The sequence below is a fragment of the Mycoplasma sp. 394 genome, assembly GCF_054353895.1.
On sequence record NZ_JBTHHL010000003.1, the window covers coordinates 78,506 to 101,191 of the forward strand.

Here is a 22,686-nt window from a genome sequence, read left to right on the forward strand (position 1 = left end):
AACCTCTATCTTTGACGTCTCAAGGCATCTTGGACGCTCGCCCCTATTAATTGCACACTAGTTGTAATTAAAATCAACATTGTCGATGGAACAAAAACATATCTTAAATAGGTAGGAAAGACCTTTTGACCTTCTGAAATAAGGTTACCTAAGGTTGGAACGTCATCAATTGCTAAACCAATGAAAGCTAATGATGTTTCTGAAAGCACTACCCCAGGAATTGTAAATACTAACTGAGTAATCAGTATTGGCAAGATAACAGGAACATAATTTTTAAGAATTTTTCATGCTGGTGTACCTAAAACTCTCGAAGCTGCAACTCACTCAAAGTGTTTTGCACGCTTAACTTGAGCACGGATTTGGTTAGCCATTCCTGTTCATGATGTAAATGATAAAGAAAATACAATTACTCAGAAACTAGGACTAACAACAATAGTCATCAAAATCAAAATAATGATTGTTGGAACTACTGAAATAACCTTAATTATAAATGTCATCACACAATCAAAACGTTCATATTGACCCATTAAAATCCCAATGGTAAGTCCGATGATAACTTCGATAAATGTAACAACTAATGCTAATGCAATCGAGTATCGCAACCCGTGCCATAAACGTGCTCAAATGTCGCGACCAATTGAATCGGTCCCAAAAATATGATAAATTCCTGTTTGCTCATCTGTTTGGTTAAATGTTAAGAACCTTGCATCAACGTTTGATAAGTTTGGATCTTGTGTAGTAAATGGGATAATAAATGATAAAAGAATAATCACGACTAATAAAACAAAACCAAATACACCTGCAAAACTCTTTGAATAACGATATACAAATTCTTTAAATACCTTCGTTTCTGCACCCATATGTGCATCAGCATGGAAATCAAAAGTTTTACCTACTATTTTTCATGCTTGATATTGAAACGGTTGCAATATCATACTTGGAGCAGCATCCTTAGTTAGTTCATTTGTTGGACCAAGTTGTTGACGTTGCTTTAATTTAGTTAAATACTTTTTAAAAGAAGACACTAATTTAGATTCTTTTTTATCATTGAATGCCAATTATGCCCCCTTTCTACGCACTCTTGGATCTATAACTTCATATAAGATATCACGAGTTGCATAAGATAAAATAGTAAGTAAAGTAAACATTATAATTAAGAATAAAATCACATTATAGTCTTTTGTTTGAATTGCTTGTAGTAATGTTGCACCAGAACCAGAAATAAAGAAGATTTGCTCAATGAAGATACTTCCGATAAATGAACCGAAAATAACAGCAGGGAAGAATGTTGCGATTGGGAAGAGTGAAGGTTTAAGTGCATGTTTTCATACAAAACGGTTTTTTGATAATCCTTTTAAATATGCAAATTTAGCATGCACTGAGTTTAACTCACGATTTAATTCGGTACGAATATATTTGATATATACAATGATACTTCCAAGAGAAAGCGCTAATCCAGGTAGGATATATGTTAGGAAATTATGTTGAGCGAAGATATATGGTAAGTTAATTAAACGACCGATAAATACTAATATTAAAGCAAAAATAATCGAAGGAACCGATGAAAAAATACTTACTAACACAGTTGATACATTATCAACTATTCCGCCTGGGTTTTTACCAACTCATATTCCTACAGAAATTCCTATTACAACAGTTAATAATACTGAAAAAATTCCTACTAAAAATGATTTATAGAAGCGCTCTCAAATAAATGAATTTATTTCTTGTGCAGGAAATAATGATAATGATATACCAAAATCTCCACGAAAGAGTCTTACTATATAGTGTCAGTATCTTATAATTAACGGCTGATCTAAACCGTATTTTGCTTCTATTGCTTTTTTTGCTGCATCATCTAAACCAGCTGTTAAAGTATTTGAACCAGGAACGGCATTAATTAAAAAGAATGTAATAGTAATAACAATTAATCCAATAATAAAGAATTCGGCAATAATCTTAAAAAATCTTCAAGAAGAAATTAATAAAGGTGAATTAATGTTAAATAATTTCTCAACAAATGTTGCATCTTTAGTTCTTTTGTTTGAAAAAACTATAAAGTTATCATCAACATAAGTAGTTTTGTTATTTTCTTTTGTTTTAGATCATTTCATCTATTTTGCCCTCCCTCTTGGTAATCCTGGTTTTGGTGGTCTAGTAAAATCATATGCATATTGCAGCGCAAATGTATAAAGACTATCTACACCACCTACTCTGGTTATTTCTCAGTTGGTATCAACTTCCATTAATGGTACAACAATCGATGCATCACGAATAACTTTTTCAAGTTCACCGATGAAGATGTACACATATTCTTGGGTCCATTTTAATTTTGTCTCAGCATTTGTAAAGTTTCCGGTAAAGAATGCATTTATTCTATCAGTATAACTTTGCGAATCTTCTTGTGGACGAATGAAAGATAAATCAATAAATTTACGTCAAAAATCTATTTTTGTATCAATCTTTCCTAATGATCACTGAATATGTAAGCGATCTGCAGTAGCACGTGTAGCATCTGCCAATTTATCAATTCCTTCAAACATTAATAACAATTCATTAAGAATTTTTTTCTTACGTCCTGCTTTAATATTCGGATTCGGAATTAGCATATATTCAATTAAATTTTTAATTAAACGGTCACTAAATGTTTTTGATGTGTCTTTATTTAATTTTTCAATTAATGGTTTAACTGCTTCTTCAAAAGCTGTTATATCATTCTTATCTCCTTTTTTAGCTTTTTCATATGCATCTTTTGCGCTTTGTGATGCATTAACTAAAGCTAAAAACGGAGTTTGTAATTTTGTTTCGATGTAGTTATCTACATCTAAATTGGTTGCTTGCACATATAATTGGCGAATGTAATCTGCATATGTGTAAGAACCTACTGGGTTTGTTTTAAAGGCAATACTTTTTTGGTTAAAACTATCTATTTCATCGGGTTTGAAGAATACTGCGACATAGTCTTGAGCACTATTTCCGCCTAATCTATCATAGTTTTGATAGATAATGTCGTATTTTCCTTCTTCAATAAATGAAGCAAATGAGTTTTCAGGTAAACTCTTAATATCAATATTTACAAAACCATCGAAAGTTCTACCTAATATTTCTTTTAAGTATGCACCTGCTTTCTTTTGTTCATCACTAGAGTTGTTTAAAAATTTTAAAGTTACAGATTTTAATCCTTTGTGTCTTGCTTTAAAACGTTCAATATAAAATTGTGCTGTTTTTGGTGCATATGTTTGATCATAACGATGTGTTTTCTCAAAAGTATATCCTTTTGAAAGATGAGTTACAAAATCATAATTTTGTAACGGGAATTTTACCCCATCCTTTGCATCACTACTCATATCTGAAAAGTAGGTTTCGATATTTTTCCCATCATATGTTCGATATTGTCCATATGCTGTTCAGGTGTTTACTGGAAATGAAAAGTCTCATCCAACTACTTTAAGCAGGTTCTCACGATTTACTGCATAGAAAATTGCGTTTCTAAGGTCTTCATCTTGTATATAACTTTGTGCGTTTGTTTCATTATCAAGGTTAAATCCAAAAGCAATTGTTCCATAACCTGTGTTTTTATTTAGATATTTTTTATATTCAGGGTTAGCAAAATATTGTGTTATTTTTTCAGCCGGAATATAAGTTTGTGAAATATAACCATCTTCAAAGAATGTTGCATTAGTGTTTCTGTCAGTTGAAAAATAAATTTTTATTCGGTTTGAAATCGTGTTTTCTGCATCGAAATAATCTGGATTTTTTTCTAACAATAATGATCCCTGTGGACCTAAAATAACATTTTCAGGTTTCATCAAAAATGGTCCATTTGTTAAAAAGTGTTGTTTTTGTGATCCGAAGACATCGATTCCACCTGCAACTGTTTCAATATACTTACGATTTACAGGGAAAAGGTGGAAGAAAATAGTAAATAGCATATATGATAAACCTGGTGTCTTGTTCTCATCAAAAATCATTGTAAAAGTATTTAAATTATTTGCTAATGTCTCAATTGTAGGTTTAATTTTTCTTGCATCTTCATCAAATTTAAAATTTTGGTAAGGATTTGCATAAACATTTTTTACTAATGTGCGAACAAAAGTCTTAGTTTTATCTTTTGGATCTCTGAATGTAAAACTTTGTGATTCTTTTTCAATCTTGAAATTAGGATTTAAATCCATACTCTCATTAACTTGTTCGAGACTGTAATCTAAATATAGCTGACCAGTATAAAAACCAAAATCTAATGCAGCTTTTTTGATTGCTTCAACTTCTTTTGTATCAGCAGGTACATTATTTTTTGAAACTTGTGATTGTCACTCTTTATCATTCGGATCTTGAATGTAACTGCCATCAGCTAATTTAATGTATTTTCTACGACCTCATGGATTTTTATATGGTACACCAAATTTATCAACATAGTCTTTTTGAGCAGCAACAAATTTTTCGGCTCCACGAATAGAGTATTTTAATACAGAATCTAGTTTTTGTGATCCGGTATTAATATCCAAAATATATTCTAAATAATCGCGTAAATCTTGTGCTGTTGAAACATCTCCGTTACTTCAGCGATTTAATCCGTTGTTTAGAAATCCAGTTACTGCCATATAGTTGTTGCTGTTTTTTGGGTTAGGGAAAGCATAAATACTTGCATTTCGTTGTGGATCACCGATTGTTGCACGTCCTAAACCACCAGTAATACCAAAGTCATGTAATCCGTATCAACTACCACGAACTCTACCAAAACCATCACTTTCTTCTAATTTACTTTTAAATTTAAAGAAATCATTAAAGTTTGAACTCGGTTCAGTTTTTTTATCTTCTGTTGTTTTGACAGTTCCATCTGTATCTACCATAACCATATTTAACGGACTTGTTTTAGTAATGGATTTTAAATCACTGTTTGGTCCACTTTTAAGAAATGAATCGACTAATGAAGGTAATATTTTATCAACTGATTTATATTTTATATAGTTTAAGTTATTAATTGGTTCAGTTGCTAAACCAAGATCATAATCAATTACTGAATTTTGACTATGAACTTCATTTAGACTCTTTGTATTTGTTGTGTTATTTCCACTGGTGCTACACGCTATTGCTAGCAAGGATGCTGATGAAAGTGCAGCGGTTGTGGTAAATAAATATCATAACCTTTTTTTCAAATTAGCTCCTATCCTGTTATGTTAAATTGGTAATCAATCTTTATTATTGCTTTACCTTTTTCTTGTGTTTTTGAATCTTCATTATGTCTTATAGTTACTGATGCTTGTGTACCTGTTTTTCCGTTTTCTGCTAATTGAGTTACATCACCTAAGGTAAAATCGGAAACAACTTTATTATTTTCATCTACAAATTGAATGTAGTATTGATGTTTTGGTAATAATAAGGTATTACGGTATTTAGCCATAACTCCAAAATCAGATATTCATGAAGTATATCCTTCATCTTCTACCCTAACTTTAGAACTTGCATCACCTTGTTGTTTGAGATAAAAGACGTTATTTGTTCCTTTAATATTAATTGGTAAGAATTTTTGCTCACCTGTTTCTATATCAGTAAAACGAAGTTGTTTTATCTTTTTAGCATCTTCATTAGAAACATATCCGTATAATGCTAATGAATCAATACGTTTATTTCTAAAGATACCCGCTACAGTTCTCTCTCCGATACCAAAATTGCGTAATTGTGAAATAAAGAAAGCTCTCGGACGTGATTTAATTGGTTGATTTTTAAAGTCCTTTAGACGGATGTCATCATCCATAATTTCTTTTCCATTATCATCATAAAGTTGCATTCCAATAGCGACTTTTTGATAGCGATCTTGGAAGTAACCGTTGCTTTTGGTTATAAGTTTTCCAAAATATGATGAGGATCTATCCTCGTTTCTTCCGTTTGAATCAGAAACATCAGATAATTTACCTTTATATACACCAATTACTTTTTCGTATGTATCTTGTAGTTGCTTGTCTTGCTCTTCAAATAATTTAGCAATTTCTTCATTAAGTTTCTTGTTAGCTTCTTGTAATTGATTTTTAGATGCAATATTAGTTGCTTTTTCAGATTCTAATTGCTTCTTTTGCTCATCCGTGATTTGAGTTTTCAATTCCTTATCAATTTGTGCATTTCGATTATCGAGTTTTTGTATTTCAATTTGGTTTTTTGATGCTAATGATTCTTTGATTTGACGATCTAATGAATTTTTAAAGTAAATATCCTTGGTTTGATTAAATAATTTATCAAATGCTTCTGCTCTAACTGCATCAAAACTTGCATTAATAATATTTGAATAACTATTTTTACGTTCATTTCAAATTTTTAACTTAGTTGCATCAATTACATAATCTTGTCCTGTATATGCTTCGTTTGCATTAGTTAAGTATGTAGGCAAGTTACCAAAATCAGCTGTGGCAGGGACATATGTAGTTTGCACATAATCACGAGTTAAAGTTTCTGGAATTGAATATATATAGTCAGTAAATTTATCATTTAACAAGTTTTCAACACGTGTAGAATTATATTCAAGAATATCAGAAGAAGGATATCCATTGTTAAATACAGTATAAACCGCTCTTCTTAGGTATCAAATGCGATCATTATCACGATAACCTTGTCCTAAGTAAGTAATGATATTACCTACAAATTGATATAAGTCTTGTGTATTAGTAAATTCTAGTATCTTAGCAGCAGAATCTTTACCTACAATGCCAGTTATATAATCAGAGAATATTTTTTGCAACTCTAGTGCATCATATGATGTACGTTCTTGTGTTGGTGTGATAAGTTCATTATCAACCATAAATTTTTTATCAAAGTAAAAGCTGTCTGTAAAAGTATTACTTAAAATATCGATTCCGTATTTAGATGAAAAAATTGCTTGATTTTCTTTTAACTGAGTTGCTGGATTAAAGTCTGTAACTGTTCAGAAATAATCTGAATTTCTAAATCTTAACATTAATTCATTTGCAAGTTCTTGATCGCTTGCTGCTGCAATTCTTGATTTATTTTCTGCTGATTCATCTGAAGTTGCTACTGCTGCCTTAAATGCATCAAAATCAAATTTAGTTTTTACGTAATCAACATCTCAATTAAATTTAATTACGGGAGCACCGTCTTTAACAGTTAATGGTTCTAATGATGCTTTAGAATAATCAATCGATGTAAATTCAATAAATTTTTCGAAATTATCAAATGCTGCTGTTGTTTCGCTTTGATCTCCATTTTTAACTGTTGCTAAAAACTCTTTATTAAATGAGTTGTATAAATTATAGTTTTTTACAGTATTTTTATTAAAGTTGACAAATGCTATTTTTTTAACAAGAGCAGAAAAACTTCTAGGATTACGAATTATGCTTTGGAAGGTATCTTTTGAAACAACATTACCATCTGCATCGATCCCAGCTAAGAATGGAACAAATTTTTTGTCTTGATCAATGTTATATAAACCAAAACCACTAAACATTATTCCATAAGCCGGGTTCATTTGTGGACGACCACTAGCATTGTTATCACTGTTAAACTGTCTTGCATATGGTCATAAATCAGATTGCCCATTTTCATCTGGATTATAAAGGACTTTATCTGAAAAATGATTGTTTAGTATTAACGGGAATGTATATCCTTTTTGAATTTTTCCATCTTTAACAAAAGCAAAAACATTCAACAATTGAGCATAATATCCATCTTGAAATTGTGAACCTCGATTTTGGTTTTCTAAAATAAATCCTACATATGTATCAATTATTTCACTGAGGTTTGTATATAAATCACCTTTATCTGTTAATGCTGTATATTCTAATGCACGACGGGTTCCTGGTCGTCTTGTATTATTTTGGTAAATTTGATCGATTCTGTTTGAATCTGCATCTAATTCAACTGCATCTGAACGGTATTTTAAAGAATCAACAAATCCGTTATCTGTAAAATTGGTTCCTTGAAGCAATGTTTTACGAATTGGACCAATTACACCACCAAAATCTGTATCACGGGTGTTTCAACCTGAATCTGCAAAACGGGTAATTAATAAACTATCAATTGTACTCTTAATAATATTTGTTTGTTCACTTATATAATCAAGACTTTTTTCATCAAGTGGTTCATTTAACGGAACATTAATTGCTGGTTTTCCATCTTTATCAAAGACATTAATTTTGGTTGCTATAGTAGCGCCATTTGCATCTTTTTGTGTTTCAACTACTGAAATTGTTATTGAATTTGGGGAAGCAATTTTAATCACATCTTTAAGTGATTTTCCTAAACCATCTCTTATATTTTCAACAATATCAGAGATTGCTACTTCTTTAAAAACATAAACATCTTTTCCGTCTATTTGTTTTTTCTCAAAAGTTTTATTTACACCCTCGATAAATGGATTTAATGTACCTGAATTTTCATCAAATGAATTAGCTATAAATAAATCACCTAATCTTGCTCCACGTAATTTTGCAGCTTCTTGCATTCCTTTAAAGTCTTGTAAAAATCTACGATCTTTTTCATCCAAAACACTGAACACATCACTGTTTGGAATTGGGTTTCCTCAAATTTGCTTGTCTGTTTCACGAACAAATTTTCCGTTTTTATCTTTAAATAAGAAGCGAATGTATTGTCCTGTTGTATCAGAATCTTCAGTTTGTTGCCCTAACGCGTTAACACGAACAAAATCTAAATTAGTACGTGCTTTTAAATAATTGCGCAATGATTTTGCTGAATAATAAGATGTCTCAGTTAAACCACCACGAGTAGAAATCCCTCCAACAACAACAGCATTACTGTCTTGATTAAGTGCTTGTGATTGGTCAAGTGTATAATGGTGTCCATATTCATGGGTTGCAACATATTTTAAGAAGTCAGTTGATATCCCTTCGTAATTATCTATTGTAGCAGAAAGCAATAATGGCAATCCTATACGATCGCTATCACGTAATCCATAATAGTCACCTTCGACTAATTTATAATCATAAAATCCTTGATCGTTAATTGTTCTTTGAATATGTGGTCCATTTAGTTTTTTTGCTAATTGTGGAAACTTTTTAAGAACTTTATCAACTAAACCGGTATATACTTCGTTATAAATTTGATATTTACGAGTCGATAATCCTCTAAGAGGTCTACCATTTTTATCAACGATGCTAATATCTTCTGGGCCTGATTTAATTGAAATTGGATTAATTGAACCTTTGTACCCTACTGCATCTTTAAATTGTTCGAATAATTTATTTTCGGCATCACTCATATGCATCGCATCAAAAGTGATAATTAGCGGAATATTTGTATTAGTGTTTTCTAATGTAATTTCAAGACGTTTATTTTTAACATCAATTGATTTAATTTTAAATTCACGTAAACGATTTTTGCTTTCCTGGGGAACTTTGCTTCAGTCACTCAATGAATCAATCGAATTCATCGCTTTGACTTTTGATGCATATGCAGATAAATTAGCATTTTCATCAGCATAAATTCAAAGTGTTTGTCCTTCAAATGCTTTAACATCAAAGAAATCTAGAAAATGTTTTAATTTTGGATCTAAAATAGCTTTAAATGTTTTGTAATTTACTTCAAAATATGGATCGATTTCGTTTTCTGCTGCTGCATAGACAAATTTTGCATCTTTACCATCTGCATCCTTATAAGAAAATTCGATACTCAAGATTCGATTATCACTATTATTTGGTTTTGATGATGTTACTTTTGTAACTTTTGCATCAATTAATGAATCATAAGTTATTTTTGGGGCATCTGAATGCCCTGAACTATCAGATGTTGGTAAATTAACATCCTTGGTTTCTAATGTAAATGTATATGCTGTGAGATCTTTTGGTAAAATCAATGTATCTTCTAAACGTGTAGTTTTTGGAATAAAGATTTTAAAGGTTTCTCCTAATAATCTGTTTGGATTATAAAGCGATAAAAATGGTAGATTATTTGCTGAACGAGAATTTTTTATTGCAGAAGCAAGTGGAATGGTTGCTAGAAAGTTATCAACAGCAACTTTATCTTGTTGATCTTTAAATGTTGCATATGTAAGTGAATCGGTTCGGTTTCCCGCTCCACCTATTACTGAGTAAACTGGCATCGAACCAAAGAATGCATCAGGGAAGAATTTGATTTCGCTTACTTCTTTATGTAAAGTAGAATGCGATCCTAATGTAATCGCATTTCCGTTTTGTTCTACTCCTGGTACCAATCTAAAACTATCCAAGGTTAATAAATCTGGTCCTCATGCAACATTATTAATAAATCACTTGCTAAAGTCGATAAATTTATCTGGCTTTACTGCTAAAACATATTCATCATAAAATGTAAATGAACCATATTTAACTGCTAAGATAAAACTTTCATTGTATCTTTTATAGTACTCATTAAAAAAGTCTTCAAATGAATAAAGTTTGCTTTTGTTATCATTAAATCCAAATGATTTATAGTCGGGTGAAATAAATCCAACTGCATTTTCTTTTGACGGATCAGTGATAAAGATTTCAGGTGTTAATTCATGATTTTCATTATATAACTTAGAAAAATCGTTTTTCAGTTCTTCTTTACTTACAGGCAGCGATGAACCTCGCACCTCATCTGAGTTATTTGCATATCCATACATTGCTGCTACAGTTATAGCAGATGTAAATGTTATTATGCTGGCTGAAAGTAAAACTTTTGCTTTTAAACTAAGTTTTAGTTTTTTCATACTTCCTTTCTTTTTATAAGTTGGTTTAAATAAATATTCTATATAATTTTACCATAATTTTTCATATTTATATATTTATTGTGTTTTTAAAGAGTGCTATATATCATATGTTTTGAGCATTTTTAACATTTTTTAATAATTTTTTAAAATAATTTTGTTTTTAAGTAATTATTTACATTATTATTCATATAATTTGTTTTATCAGCATAAAATTTGTAATATCATAAAATATAAATTTTTGCTGATAAACTGTAATATAAAAAAAACACACAAAAGTGTGTTATGGATGCTAATTAACTTGATATTTCTTTTTCATAACTGCGGTAAATTTCTGAAACACTTTCCCCAACTAATGATGCATTAATTACTTTACCTAAAAATTCACCAAGTGAAACTATTTGCAATTTTGAGAACTTGTCTAACATTTCATAATTATCTATACTGTCTGTTACAATTACTTTAGAAACATCAGGGTGATTTTCAAAAACTTCAAAACCCTTGGTAAAAATTCCGTGTGTTGCAGCAACTATAACTTTTTTAGCACCATTTGCTTTTAAAGTTTCAACTGCTTTTAAAATAGTTCCACCAGTATCGATGATATCATCAATTATTACAACATTTTTATCTTTTACACTACCTAAAATCCCCATTACTTCTGTTTGATTTACACCAGTGCGGCGCTTATCGATGATGCATATTTGCACACTTTCTGAAATTAATTCAGCTAATCTACGTGCACGCACAGTTCCACCATGATCAGGAGAAACAACTGTAAATTTTTCACCTGTTGCTTTTAATGCCTTTGCGATTGGATATTGTCCCCTTAAATCATCAACTGGTTTATCAAAGAAACCTTGAATTGAAGGATTATGTAAATCCACACAAATTACTCTAGAAACACCTGCTGTTTGCAACAAATCAGCAACTAATTTGGCTGTAATAGGTTGTCTTCCACGAGCCTTGCGATCTTGACGAGCATATCCATAGTAACTTAAGCATACATTAATTGTTTTAGCACTAGCACGTTTCAACGAATCAATAAACATCAAAAGTTCCATAATATTATTATTTACAGGTCTTGATGTGCTTGCAATTATATAAACATCCTTATTTCTTACAGTTGGAGTAGAAACCAGCATAACTTCACCATCAGCATATACTGTTCGATCTACATTCGAAAGTGGTATATTGATAATTTCTGAAACTTTTTGAGCAAGTTTAAGCGAATTATGCATACCAAACAAAACAATATTATTATCCATTTTTCCTTTCATTATAATTTTACCTTATTTATATTTTAAACTAAAAGATAATTAAATATTGTGTTTTGTGTATTATATGGTGTAAACATTACCAGATAATTAGAAAAATTATGAAATTGATTATGACTTGATATATCAAAGAAAAAAAATTAATAATGTGATATATAAGTATATATAAAATAAAAATGTATAATTATAAAATATAAGGAATATAATGACAGACAAAAAGAAAAGTAATATTATGAAAAATGTGCTTATTGGTTCATGATTTATCTTAGGTGCTGCTGGTGTTTCAGCTGCTATAGCAATACCGACACATAATTTAAAATATGTACAATCATTTCCAGAAGATGTAAGTAAATTACGTCAAACATATAAGCAGTTTTTAGATACTAAAATTAGTATAATTAATAGTAATCCAAAAGATACTGATTGAGCATTAAGTTTTGACACAAGAGTAAAAGGTTTTTATGATGACAAAGGCCTTACTAATGATCAAAAAATAGCTAAACTTGATACTTTATTAAAAGAACTAAACGATGGATTTATTGAAAGAAGTAAGAAGAAAAGTTTGGATTACATTGATAAAATCGGTAAATTACAACTACATGAGAATGCTTCTAATACTTTAAAAAGTTTTCAAGAAAGCATTGTAAATTTTTATAGAAACGAAATTCATAAAGCAACTTCTTTACAGTTAATTAATAATGCATATTTTGAATCTTCATCAATGCAACAAATCATAAAAAACCTTGATATCCTTGAAAAAAACAACAAAATTACATCTGAAAAACTTAATGAATTGATATCAAATTGACAAAAAATTAAAGGTAATTTAGATAAAGTTGAAGTATTAAGAAAAGATATCTTAAATCTTGCTAAAGGAAGTTAAAATCTACTTTATAGTAGATTTTTTATGCTAATGGAGTAAATATGAGACATAGATGGTGAATAAAAAAATTTTTATTTTTAACATCAACTGCATTTATTGCAACTGCTATTTCATGCAGTCAACAAAATGATGATGTATCAACTGTTAAAAGATTAAAAGGGTGAGGAAATGATGAATTTGTCGCAGAGAACCAAAAAAGTTTGAATAATGTAAGCTACCAAGATGAATATCAAAATGCAAAAATTCAAGCACCTTTTATCGCTAAGACAAAATCGAATGTAATGTATCAGTTAACTGTATATTCGTTTGCTGATGGAAATGATGATGGAATTGGTGATTTTATTGGTTTAACTAATAATTTGGATTACTTCGTGAATCTAGGAATAGACACTTTATATCTATCACCAATTCATCCGTCTTCATCATATCATGGATATGATGTTATCGATTATACTGCTGTTGCTCCTGAACTTGGTGGAATGCAAGCTTTTGATAATTTTATAACTAAGGCACACAAAAAAGGAATTAGAGTTGTTTTAGATATGGTTTTAAATCATACATCTTATGAACATCCTTGGTTTCAAAAAGCTTTAGATGGAGATAAAAAATATCAAAAATATTATTATTTTTATGACAACAAACCAATAAACGATAAAGATTATGGTGAAGATAAAGATGTAAGAAAAATATTTAAAAATATTAATTATCATCAAAACCCAAAACCTGATACAAATCTAAGATATGCGGCAAAATTCTGAAAAGGGATGCCTGATTTAAATTTAACTAATCCGGATGTTTTAAAAGAAATAGAATACATTCATAAATTCTGAATCAAAAAAGGTGTTGATGGTTTTCGCTATGATGCTTTTTACCATTATTTTGGTAGCGAAAATTCACATAAACCAACCGATAGTGATGGATCAAAAACATCACAATTATTCTTTGATTGACGTGATGCATCTGATAAAGAAATTAAGCAAGCTATAGAAAATAATGTTGCTCGTTCTGATAAAGAAGTATTTATGTTCGGGGAATGATGAAAAAGTGTTTATGATGCATCAAAATATTTAATGTATGGAAGGTCGAATTATAAAGCTCTTGGTAGTGTCTTAGATGGAAATCATTATAAATATCAAATACATCCGTTTATTAATTCTGATGAGGAAAAAAACTTAATCAATTATCTTAACAGCGATGAAGGTATGAGTTATTGATTACCGTTTTTAGATAACCATGATATCGATCGTTGAATAGCAAATTATAAAAAAAATGTAACAAAAACACCATTAGGAACACCACATAAACTTAACGATAAAGAAAGAGCAGGTTATTTAGCGGCATTATTTTCTTTGCTTTCTCGTGGTGGAACACCTATTTTATATGACGGAAATGAAATATTAATGCAAGGTGGAGATAAAAGTAAAGGTGATGATAAAATTCGTGAAGCATATTGATGGAAAGATTTGCACAAAAGAGTTTATTTTAAGGATGAAAGATCAGGAAGTGATATTATTCAAACACAGGATTCAAAAGGTGAAGGATATGTTGAATCATTAGTTTCTGATAAAAACGGTGCATATGTATTAGTTTCAAAATTAATCCATTTACGCGAGCAATATCCATCACTTAAAGATCAAGATATAAAATATATTAAGAAACCATCAGACATTATCGAAAATGCATCAAATTATCCTAATAATTTAACCTTAAGAGATAACCAAGATGGAAGTTATTTATTAGTTGTATATAGTGACAATTTAGGTAGTTTTGAGATTAACCTAAAAGATGGATATAAATTTGATAAGGATTTAATCAATCAAAGTTTTCAAATGAGTGAAAAATCATTGAAAAGCAATTCACACATAAAAGTCGGAATGTTTTTGATTAAAAAACAATAAAATTTCTGTTTATAATATAAATAACCTTGAAATATATTATTATTACACGAGATAAAAATACACTTTTGTTGCTTATATATGAGCTAAAAAGTGTATTTTTCTTTATTATTAACTTTATTAAAAATCAATAATAACTCTTCAACAAAACCAATTTATTTACAAAAAAATAAAATTGTTTTGTTGTAATCTATCTATAAATAAGTAAATTATGGAACAACTATCTTGACATATCAAGTTATCAAAGGAATTAATATCATATTTTCACAATTATTATGTGTTTTTTGTATTGCTATATTATAATTTAATCAGGATTATGAAGAAAAATATACATTTTTCAAAACCACCATTTAAAACTCGTTTTAGGTGGTTTTGAGTAGGTAAATTACCTCTTGAACGCAAATATACTCCAAAAATCCTAGAATATTTATTTTTACTCTTTGCAAACATTGTCGTACTTATTATAGAAATTATTTTTATCCAAATTATTATCAATCTCAGTAAATCTCCTAATGTTTTTAATGTTGAACTTTTCAAAACCTTGCAAAATTATTGAGTACGTATAATGCTTGCTGTATTAGTAATAAATTATTTAGCGATTGCTTTAATAACTATTCATGTAATTTATATAATGTCAAAAACAGAATTTAATCACTGGATAGGTTATGTTGCTTGTATAAGTGGTTTGTTATTACTCTCACCAATTTGTATTATTTTTTCTTTTATTGCATATCAAAAAAATGAAATTGCATTTGAATAATCCTGTAATTACTTAACAATAGATAAGGAATATTGAAATATGAAAATAAAAAAAGCATTAGTTTATACAGGTGGATTATTATCGCTTGGAGCAGTAGGAGTTGCTGTTTCTTGTGGAACAAGTGGTTCAGCACAACAAGACACCGGAAAAGGTTCTAAGAAAATTTACATCGCTGTGGATGGAGCACAAAAGGACTTTTACAATGAAGTTAAGAAACTTTTTGATGCTTCTGATTCACACACAAAAGATGGATTTACACTTGAATTTATTCAAAAAGGTGTTTTCGATGCATTAAACCTTGGTACACAAGGATTAAACGACCCAACTGTTCCTGATATTTTCTATTTACCTCAAGACCGTGTTACAGAATTTGCACAAAATAATTATTTAGCTGACTTAGATACATTCTTTGGAGATAAAGTAAACGATACACCAAAAGTACTAGATGATTTAAACAAAGTTGTATCGCTACCTGATGACCAAAAAGCCGATATTGTTAAATTCGGAACTATTAACGGTACACAAAATCAGAAACCTACACATAAATTTTTAGCAGTTCGTCATAACAAAGAAGGTCTTATTTTAGCTTCAAACAAAGATGAAGCAGACACAAGAACTGAACTTACAAATAAAGATACAGATACATTGAAAGAACTAGTTGAAAAAGGTAAATTAGTCTTAAGATTACAAGACTTTTGATATGGTAATGGTATTTTATATGGTGGGATTAAAAAAGCATGAGATTCATACACACAAGTGCAACAAGATCAATTAGGTGGAGATTCATTATCTCAATCATTCTTCCAAAAGAACTTATACAAAAATAATGAAGGACAAGTTTCTTCATGATTTGTAAAAGGTGATAAATGACATGGATTACTTAAAGATGGATTAAAAGAAGTTGCTAATGTTTTATATCCAATTATTCATGCAGCTTATGGAATGACACCAGAGGCATACAAAGAAACCGTTTGAGCTAAAAACGGATTAAGTCAAGGTGACTTACAAGCAATGTACGGAAGCGATATGGGTGTTGTTAACCAAACTATTTTTAGTGCAATGAAAGATAAAAAACTTGACTATGCATTAATTGGGACATGAGATGTTCAAAACTCAAGAGATGCAGCAAATGCACTATCATTCTTCAATGTAGTTCCTGTTGATGATGGAGCTCCATACATTCAGGCGGCCGGTGGTTGAGGTTATGGTATTTCTTCAAGAAACAACGGATCATCACCTGAAAGAAAGAAAGCACTTGAAGAAGTTTTAAAAGCAGCATTTAATTTCGATTCATACTATCAATACTTTAAACAAGATTCTAAAATACCTTATTCAGAAGCTCTATTTTCTAGAATGTCAGATAGAATCAAATCAGATAATACATCAGAAGAAACTAAGATACAAAATTTTGCAAAAAATTTAGGTTATGCTGATTTCAATGAACTTAATAGTAAACTAGCAACCGTTTTAAGTGAACTTAATGAATTAAAAGGAAGCTACGGAAAATGAGGTTTATGAGAATCAAAGGCTGATGAAAACAATCCTATCGCAGATGCTAACCAAGTTTCAAAAGATAAGATGAAAATTACATTCAATGGTTCAACTGAAACAAAAGCAAAAGTTGATGAACTAAATAATTCTTTGGTAAATGCATTGCCACTCAGAAATACACTTGCTGGATTAATGGGATTCACAACTAAATGAAGCGATGAATTAGTTGGTAGCACACCTGCACAACCATGACAGCTTGGTGCAGACAAGATGAAAGCAGGAGCATTTGCTACCTTAACAAACAAGGATAAGTTTGGAAATCTAGGTTTTGTTGATATGGTTCAAGATAAACCAGATGAAAATGGTAACAACGGAACATTCCACTTAAGAAAAATTGAACAATTTATTTTTGGTGTCAATGGAGATGACAATGGTCAAAAAGCCGCTTTAATTGCAAAGATTCAACAAGCGATGAAAGACAATAAACTCCATGAATTTGAAGATCAAGTATTTGCTCGTGCAAAATTCTTCTCTAATACTGCTGCTCCTACAACTGTTTCTGATGAACAAATCCGTAAAATTGTAAAACTTTATTTAGCTGGATTTGAAAACTTTGCTAAGATTTCAACTTTTGCTGATGATTTTATGTCATCTAAGATGCAAAAGAAAGATGGAACATTATCTGATGTTACCATTGCTACCACTAAAAATAACATTGATGAATACAATAAATCAATTTCTGTAAACTTTGTGTTTAATGTTCTAACATCAAGCAAAAAACTTCAAGAACAAGGATTAGGTATTCTACAAGTACAACCAACCAGATTTGATAACTCTAATCCAAACCTAAAAACTGTTTGATCAAATTGAAACGATAAAACTTTTGGTTCAGCAGAATGATACAGATCATTAGGTGATAAACTTCAAACACAAGATAAGTTTTTAAGTGCAATGGAAGATAAATTATCAGCTGATTATACTGAAACACTTAATGCAATAAATTCTGGTAACTTACCAGTTAGAGTAGTATTCAAATAATAAGTAAGCTAAATGTACAGTTATACTAAATATAAAATAAATATCGAAAAAAAACAGTTTTATATTTTATTAACACTATTAGCACTGCTTACAGCAGTGCTTCTTATATGGGTATTAATTCCATTCGGATATGGAATTAATACTGAATCGGTGCCTATTGAAATAAGAAGTGATGCAGATAAATTGAGCGAATTTGCAAAAAATCATGCCATCGCAACATTAGTTGCTTATATTGCAAATACCTTAGTTTTAGTTTTCTTTTTGATTTATTTACTACTTTTACGAAGTAAATTGAAAGCAGGATATATCTTTTTTACATGTTGGATTATTGTTTTTATTTTACTTACAGGTCTACCTTTTTTTAGGGGAACATCTTATATGAGTAACTTTCAAATAATAACAGGTACATTTATATCTATTTTCTCTTTTTCAACTGTTATTGCTTTATTTACATTCAGTATACAATATCATATTCAAAGAAAGCTTCATTATTATGAATGGGTTAAAATACACAAAGGAAAGGCAAGGTAATTTATGGAAAAATTAAAGCTGTACAACTGATACGGTGAATCATTCGATTCAATATTACCTCAGAGTGCCGGTAATCTTAAATCCTATAAAAAACAGATTAAAAATGTCTTCTTAAGAACACAAGATCGTATTAATAACCAACAAAAAATAGACAAAGATTTGTTCTTACGAGCAAGGACAAAACTACAAGACAACCTAAAACGCGAATTAAATTCGCACAAAGTTGCTTACAAAAACAAGATAATAGTTCTTAAAGATTCTATTAAGAAATTATCCTTTTGTACCTCTTCGATTTCTTTGATAAATTTTGAACTTAAAAAAATTAATGCACAACTAAAAGACATTAAATCATATGCAAATGATTTTGTTTATTCATTAACAAAATCTGCTGATGATTTAGAAATTAAAGTTGAAAGTATTAAAAAACTACAGACTTCAACTCGTCTTTCAGAAGTGCAAACATTTAAAAAATACACTATCTTTTCTATTCTTAAACTTTATCTAAAACATGTTAAAGATACAGAATTTGATATCGAAAAAATACATAATTTATTGCTACCTAACGAACTTGCATATATCCAAAGATTAGGAGATTCAGCAAAAACATTCTTTAAAAACTTCTATGAAAATTTAGAGAAACAAAGATTAAGTTTATTTGCTCTTCGTCAAGAATTAAAACGTCAATATGAATCTACATATACTTTACAAAAAGAGTTATATACAAAAGAAAAAGAAAATATTATTCTTGAAAACAGACAAAAAATCCTACAAATCGAATATGAATACACAAGTAAACTGCAAGAACGAAAAAGTCAAGCTAAACAACAAAAGTTGCTTTCGTTAGAAAAAATAAAGCAACAACAAGAACAAATTTTATCAACTGAGGTTGCTAATAAAGCGATTGTTAAAGAAATTGTTGATAAATCAAATTTAGAAGTTATAAAAATTAAGCAATGATATAGATCAATTAAACCATTTTTTAAAGAACGAGCAAGATTGCAAAATTATAAAGACTTATATTCATTACTTTCAAAAAACTTCAATAACTTACCAAAAATTGATTTTAGCATAAAAAACCTAGATTTAAAAGGTTTAAAAGTTAAAAATAACAAAATTCTTAATATTCTTAATGCTTATCAAGTAACCAATGATTATCCTTTTGTTAATATCGCTTTAAAAGAATATTTAAATTTTATTAATGTTTTAAGAGTTCAAAATGAATTTTCAATATTGTTAAAATCCCAATATAAAAATCTGCTTGCAGATGCAAAAGTTAAATATACATATGAAGGTGAATTTCACAAGGTAGAATCAAAAGCATTAAGAGAAAAGTTTATTGATTATCGACTTACTCGCATTAAATATTGCGAAGAACGGATTAAATCAAAGGTTTCTTTATATAATCTTAAACACTTATCAAATCAAAACCAAAACGGTTCTGAATCTACGAATCTAATGGCTGTAATTGATAATCTTATCCAAAAACTAAATAATAAAGATGTCAATCCAAATATTAATAAACAAGAAAAACCTATAACTGAATATCAAGCAGAGAAAAAAGTTTTTGCTTCATCCAAAAAACTTTATAAGAAAACTTATAAAGAAAATATAGCAGCTTTAAAAGCAAAAATTAAGACAAAAGAAATTACTAAGGTAGCTTTCAAAAACAAGAAAATCGAATACAAAATCGACTATAAAGAGGCTGTTACAGAAGCAAAATTAAAATCAAAAGTTTTATCTAACAAAGAAATTTTGAAAACTTCATTTTGACGTGAATTCGCTGAAATGCGAGTTAATTCAAAAATATATGATAGCAAAATTAATGAAGCACAAAAATCAATACCAATTGAAACAATGAAAAATTTCAGATGACTTGCTTTAGTGCTTGGATTTATTTTCCCTGGTCTTTCTGAATTATTGTTCTTTAAACAATACATAAAAGGAATTTTACTTAGTTTAGGAAGCATCTTTTTATGAGCACTAATTGTTCCATTTTCATTTGGTGCTTACTGAGATAAAATGGGTGGAATTCCTGGTTTTAGCGACTTAGGAGCAGGCAAATTTAACCATGCAGAAGGTATTTTAACAGATGCTCGGATATACTTATTTGGTGGTGTTATAAGTGTTATTTTGATGGTAATAGTCATAATATACTTTGCTACATCATCGCTTAGTAGTTATCGGGTAGCAAAAAACTTAGAATATGGTTCTCGTCCAAGTAAATGATCACATACCAAAAGATGAATTTCGACAGGTGGATATCCCTGAGTGATCTCTATTTTAGGTTGAGTATTAATGCTTTTTGTGGTAGCTACACCTATTATTACATCAGTGCTTGTTTCATTTACTAACTATGGTTTTGAGCACTATGCTCCGGCACAAACTGTTAACTGAGTAGGGCTTAAAAACTGAGGATATTGATGAGTATTTCGTAACACTGGTATCTTTAGTGGTTTAGGACGTGTATTTTATTGAACAGCAATATGGACAGTCTTTTCAACCTTTATCCCTATTTCACTTGGTATTATAATCGCAATTTTAACAAATAACCAACGCATTAAGTTTAAAAAAATATTTAGACTTATTTATATTTTACCATGAGCTATTCCAGCATTCGTTACTTTATCATTTCTTAGATCATCATTTCAAGGTGGTGAAGTTGGATACATTAACAAAATAATGTTATCAATCGGACTACTAAAGGAGCCACGTAACTGATTAGGTGAAATCGGTACTGCTCGTGTATTGGTAATCGTGGTGCAAACATGAATTGCTTATGCATTTATCTTTATGCTTGTAACTGGTAATTTACAATCTATACCAAAAGATATTTATGAAGCAGGTGCTGTTGATGGAGCAAAAGGAAGACAACTATTCTGACATCTTACCTTACCATCGCTTCTTATTTCAATTGCACCGATGCTAATTGGTCAATTTGTTGGAGCATTTAATAATTTCACTACAATTTCTATTTTCACTGGTGGTGGGCCAAACTTTGCTAAAGCATCTGCATTCAATGAAGCATCAACTGATATTATTATTTCATTTGTCTTCAAAATCGCACAAGGAGCAACCAACATCCCAGGTGACCAAGCATTTGCTGCTGCCTTAACAACCTTTGCTGCTCTTATTTCAATTGCTATTGGTGCAAGAGGGTTTATTAAAACTATGTCAAGGAGAGATTAATGTTCGAAAAATGAAAACGCAAAAGATTTTATCAACATACCTTTGATAAAGTAAAAGTTCCGTATAAAAAATTAACTCCTAGACGAATTAATTTTAACGAAACTGACACCAAACCTTTAACACCACTTGAAATATTCTGATTATTCTTTAACTACTTATTCTTAATCTTTTGAGCAATAATTATTCTCTTTCCAATAGTTTCATTAATTATTTCAGCATTCAATGTAAATAATGAGCGTGTAGTTGCTGTTGTTCCATTTAAATTTGGTTGAGACAACTTCTCTTACTTATTTACCAGTCCTCGTAGCGACTTTTTGATTTGGTATAAAAATACCATCATAATTGCTGTTTTAACTATGGTGATATCAACTGTCGCTGTGGCATTAAATGGTTATGCATATTCCAGATTTAAATTCGCTGGATCAAAAAATTCATTAATGATAATTATGATGTTACAACTGATTCCAGCAACAACTGCTATTATTTCGCTTTTCTTATTGGTTCGTTTGGGTAATAGCATTGGGATACCATCAATATTTATGTTAGTTATTATTTATTCTGGTGGAGCTATTTCAGCAAATACCTTTATGCTTAAGTCCTACTTAGATACAGTATCAAGTGAACTTGATGATTCAGGTAAAATCGATGGATGCAGCAACTGAGGATTATTCTTTAAAATTTTAGTTCCTGTTATTCGTCCTGCACTTATTATGGTGGCTTTATGATCGTTTTTAACACCATTTACTGATGTTATCTTACCTAAATTCGTACTTGCTGATTCAAAAGAAAAAACCTTAGCTGTTGGACTAGACCAATTCTTATCAGCTGAACCAAAACATGTTAATGCAGGAGCATATGCAGCTGGTTCGATTCTTGCCTCTATCCCTGCATTTGCATTATTTATGTACTTACAAAAATACATTGTCGGTGGTCTTTCAGATGGAGCTGTGAAAGGATAA

Annotated in this window: 12 protein-coding genes; 7 read left to right on the forward strand and 5 right to left on the reverse strand. The window is 29.9% G+C overall.

Annotated elements, in window-relative coordinates:
* Positions 1–5: 5 nt before the first annotated feature.
* The 5 genes from ACXYRQ_RS01655 to ACXYRQ_RS01675 form a co-directional block, all read right to left on the reverse strand.
* Positions 6–1,058 (reverse strand): ABC transporter permease, encoded by a 1,053-nt coding sequence (locus ACXYRQ_RS01655; protein ID WP_458614616.1) that lies wholly within the window; start codon positions 1,056–1,058, stop codon positions 6–8.
* Positions 1,059–2,114: an ABC transporter permease gene (locus ACXYRQ_RS01660; protein ID WP_435128893.1), complete on the reverse strand. Its 1,056-nt coding sequence runs from the start codon at positions 2,112–2,114 to the stop codon at positions 1,059–1,061.
* Entirely contained in the window at positions 2,115–5,156 is a 3,042-nt protein-coding gene (locus ACXYRQ_RS01665; RefSeq protein WP_458614617.1) for an ABC transporter substrate-binding protein, read from the reverse strand.
* A gap of 8 nt (positions 5,157–5,164) precedes the next feature.
* On the reverse strand, positions 5,165–10,672 hold the full coding sequence (locus ACXYRQ_RS01670) for a PDxFFG protein (RefSeq protein WP_458614618.1): 5,508 nt from the start codon (positions 10,670–10,672) through the stop codon (positions 5,165–5,167).
* 293 nt (positions 10,673–10,965) lie between these two features.
* Entirely contained in the window at positions 10,966–11,946 is a 981-nt protein-coding gene (locus tag ACXYRQ_RS01675; RefSeq protein ID WP_458614619.1) for a ribose-phosphate pyrophosphokinase, read from the reverse strand.
* A 202-nt stretch (positions 11,947–12,148) separates the two neighbouring features.
* On the opposite strand from ACXYRQ_RS01675, the gene ACXYRQ_RS01680 reads away from it, so the two are divergent.
* The 7 genes from ACXYRQ_RS01680 (at position 12,149) to ACXYRQ_RS01710 (ending at position 22,686) form a co-directional block, all read left to right on the forward strand.
* Positions 12,149–12,826 carry a hypothetical protein gene (locus ACXYRQ_RS01680; RefSeq protein ID WP_458614620.1) on the forward strand — a complete coding sequence of 226 codons (678 nt, stop codon included), beginning with the start codon at positions 12,149–12,151 and terminating at the stop codon, positions 12,824–12,826.
* Positions 12,827–12,867: 41 nt separating this feature from the next.
* The gene (locus tag ACXYRQ_RS01685; protein WP_458614621.1) at positions 12,868–14,724 is read left to right on the forward strand and encodes an alpha-amylase family glycosyl hydrolase; all 1,857 of its coding nucleotides are present in this window, start codon (positions 12,868–12,870) and stop codon (positions 14,722–14,724) included.
* Between the two features lie 313 nt (positions 14,725–15,037).
* Positions 15,038–15,481, forward strand: a complete 444-nt coding sequence (locus tag ACXYRQ_RS01690) for a hypothetical protein (RefSeq protein WP_458614623.1) — start codon at positions 15,038–15,040, stop codon at positions 15,479–15,481.
* A 39-nt stretch (positions 15,482–15,520) separates the two neighbouring features.
* Positions 15,521–18,010: a hypothetical protein gene (locus ACXYRQ_RS01695; RefSeq protein ID WP_458614624.1), complete on the forward strand. Its 2,490-nt coding sequence runs from the start codon at positions 15,521–15,523 to the stop codon at positions 18,008–18,010.
* A gap of 12 nt (positions 18,011–18,022) precedes the next feature.
* Entirely contained in the window at positions 18,023–18,541 is a 519-nt protein-coding gene (locus ACXYRQ_RS01700) for a hypothetical protein (RefSeq protein ID WP_458614625.1), read from the forward strand.
* Positions 18,542–18,544: 3 nt separating this feature from the next.
* Entirely contained in the window at positions 18,545–21,727 is a 3,183-nt protein-coding gene (locus tag ACXYRQ_RS01705) for a carbohydrate ABC transporter permease (RefSeq protein ID WP_458614626.1), read from the forward strand.
* Positions 21,727–22,686, forward strand: a complete 960-nt coding sequence (locus tag ACXYRQ_RS01710) for a sugar ABC transporter permease (RefSeq protein ID WP_458614627.1) — start codon at positions 21,727–21,729, stop codon at positions 22,684–22,686. The genes ACXYRQ_RS01705 and ACXYRQ_RS01710 overlap by 1 nt, the downstream gene beginning before the upstream one ends.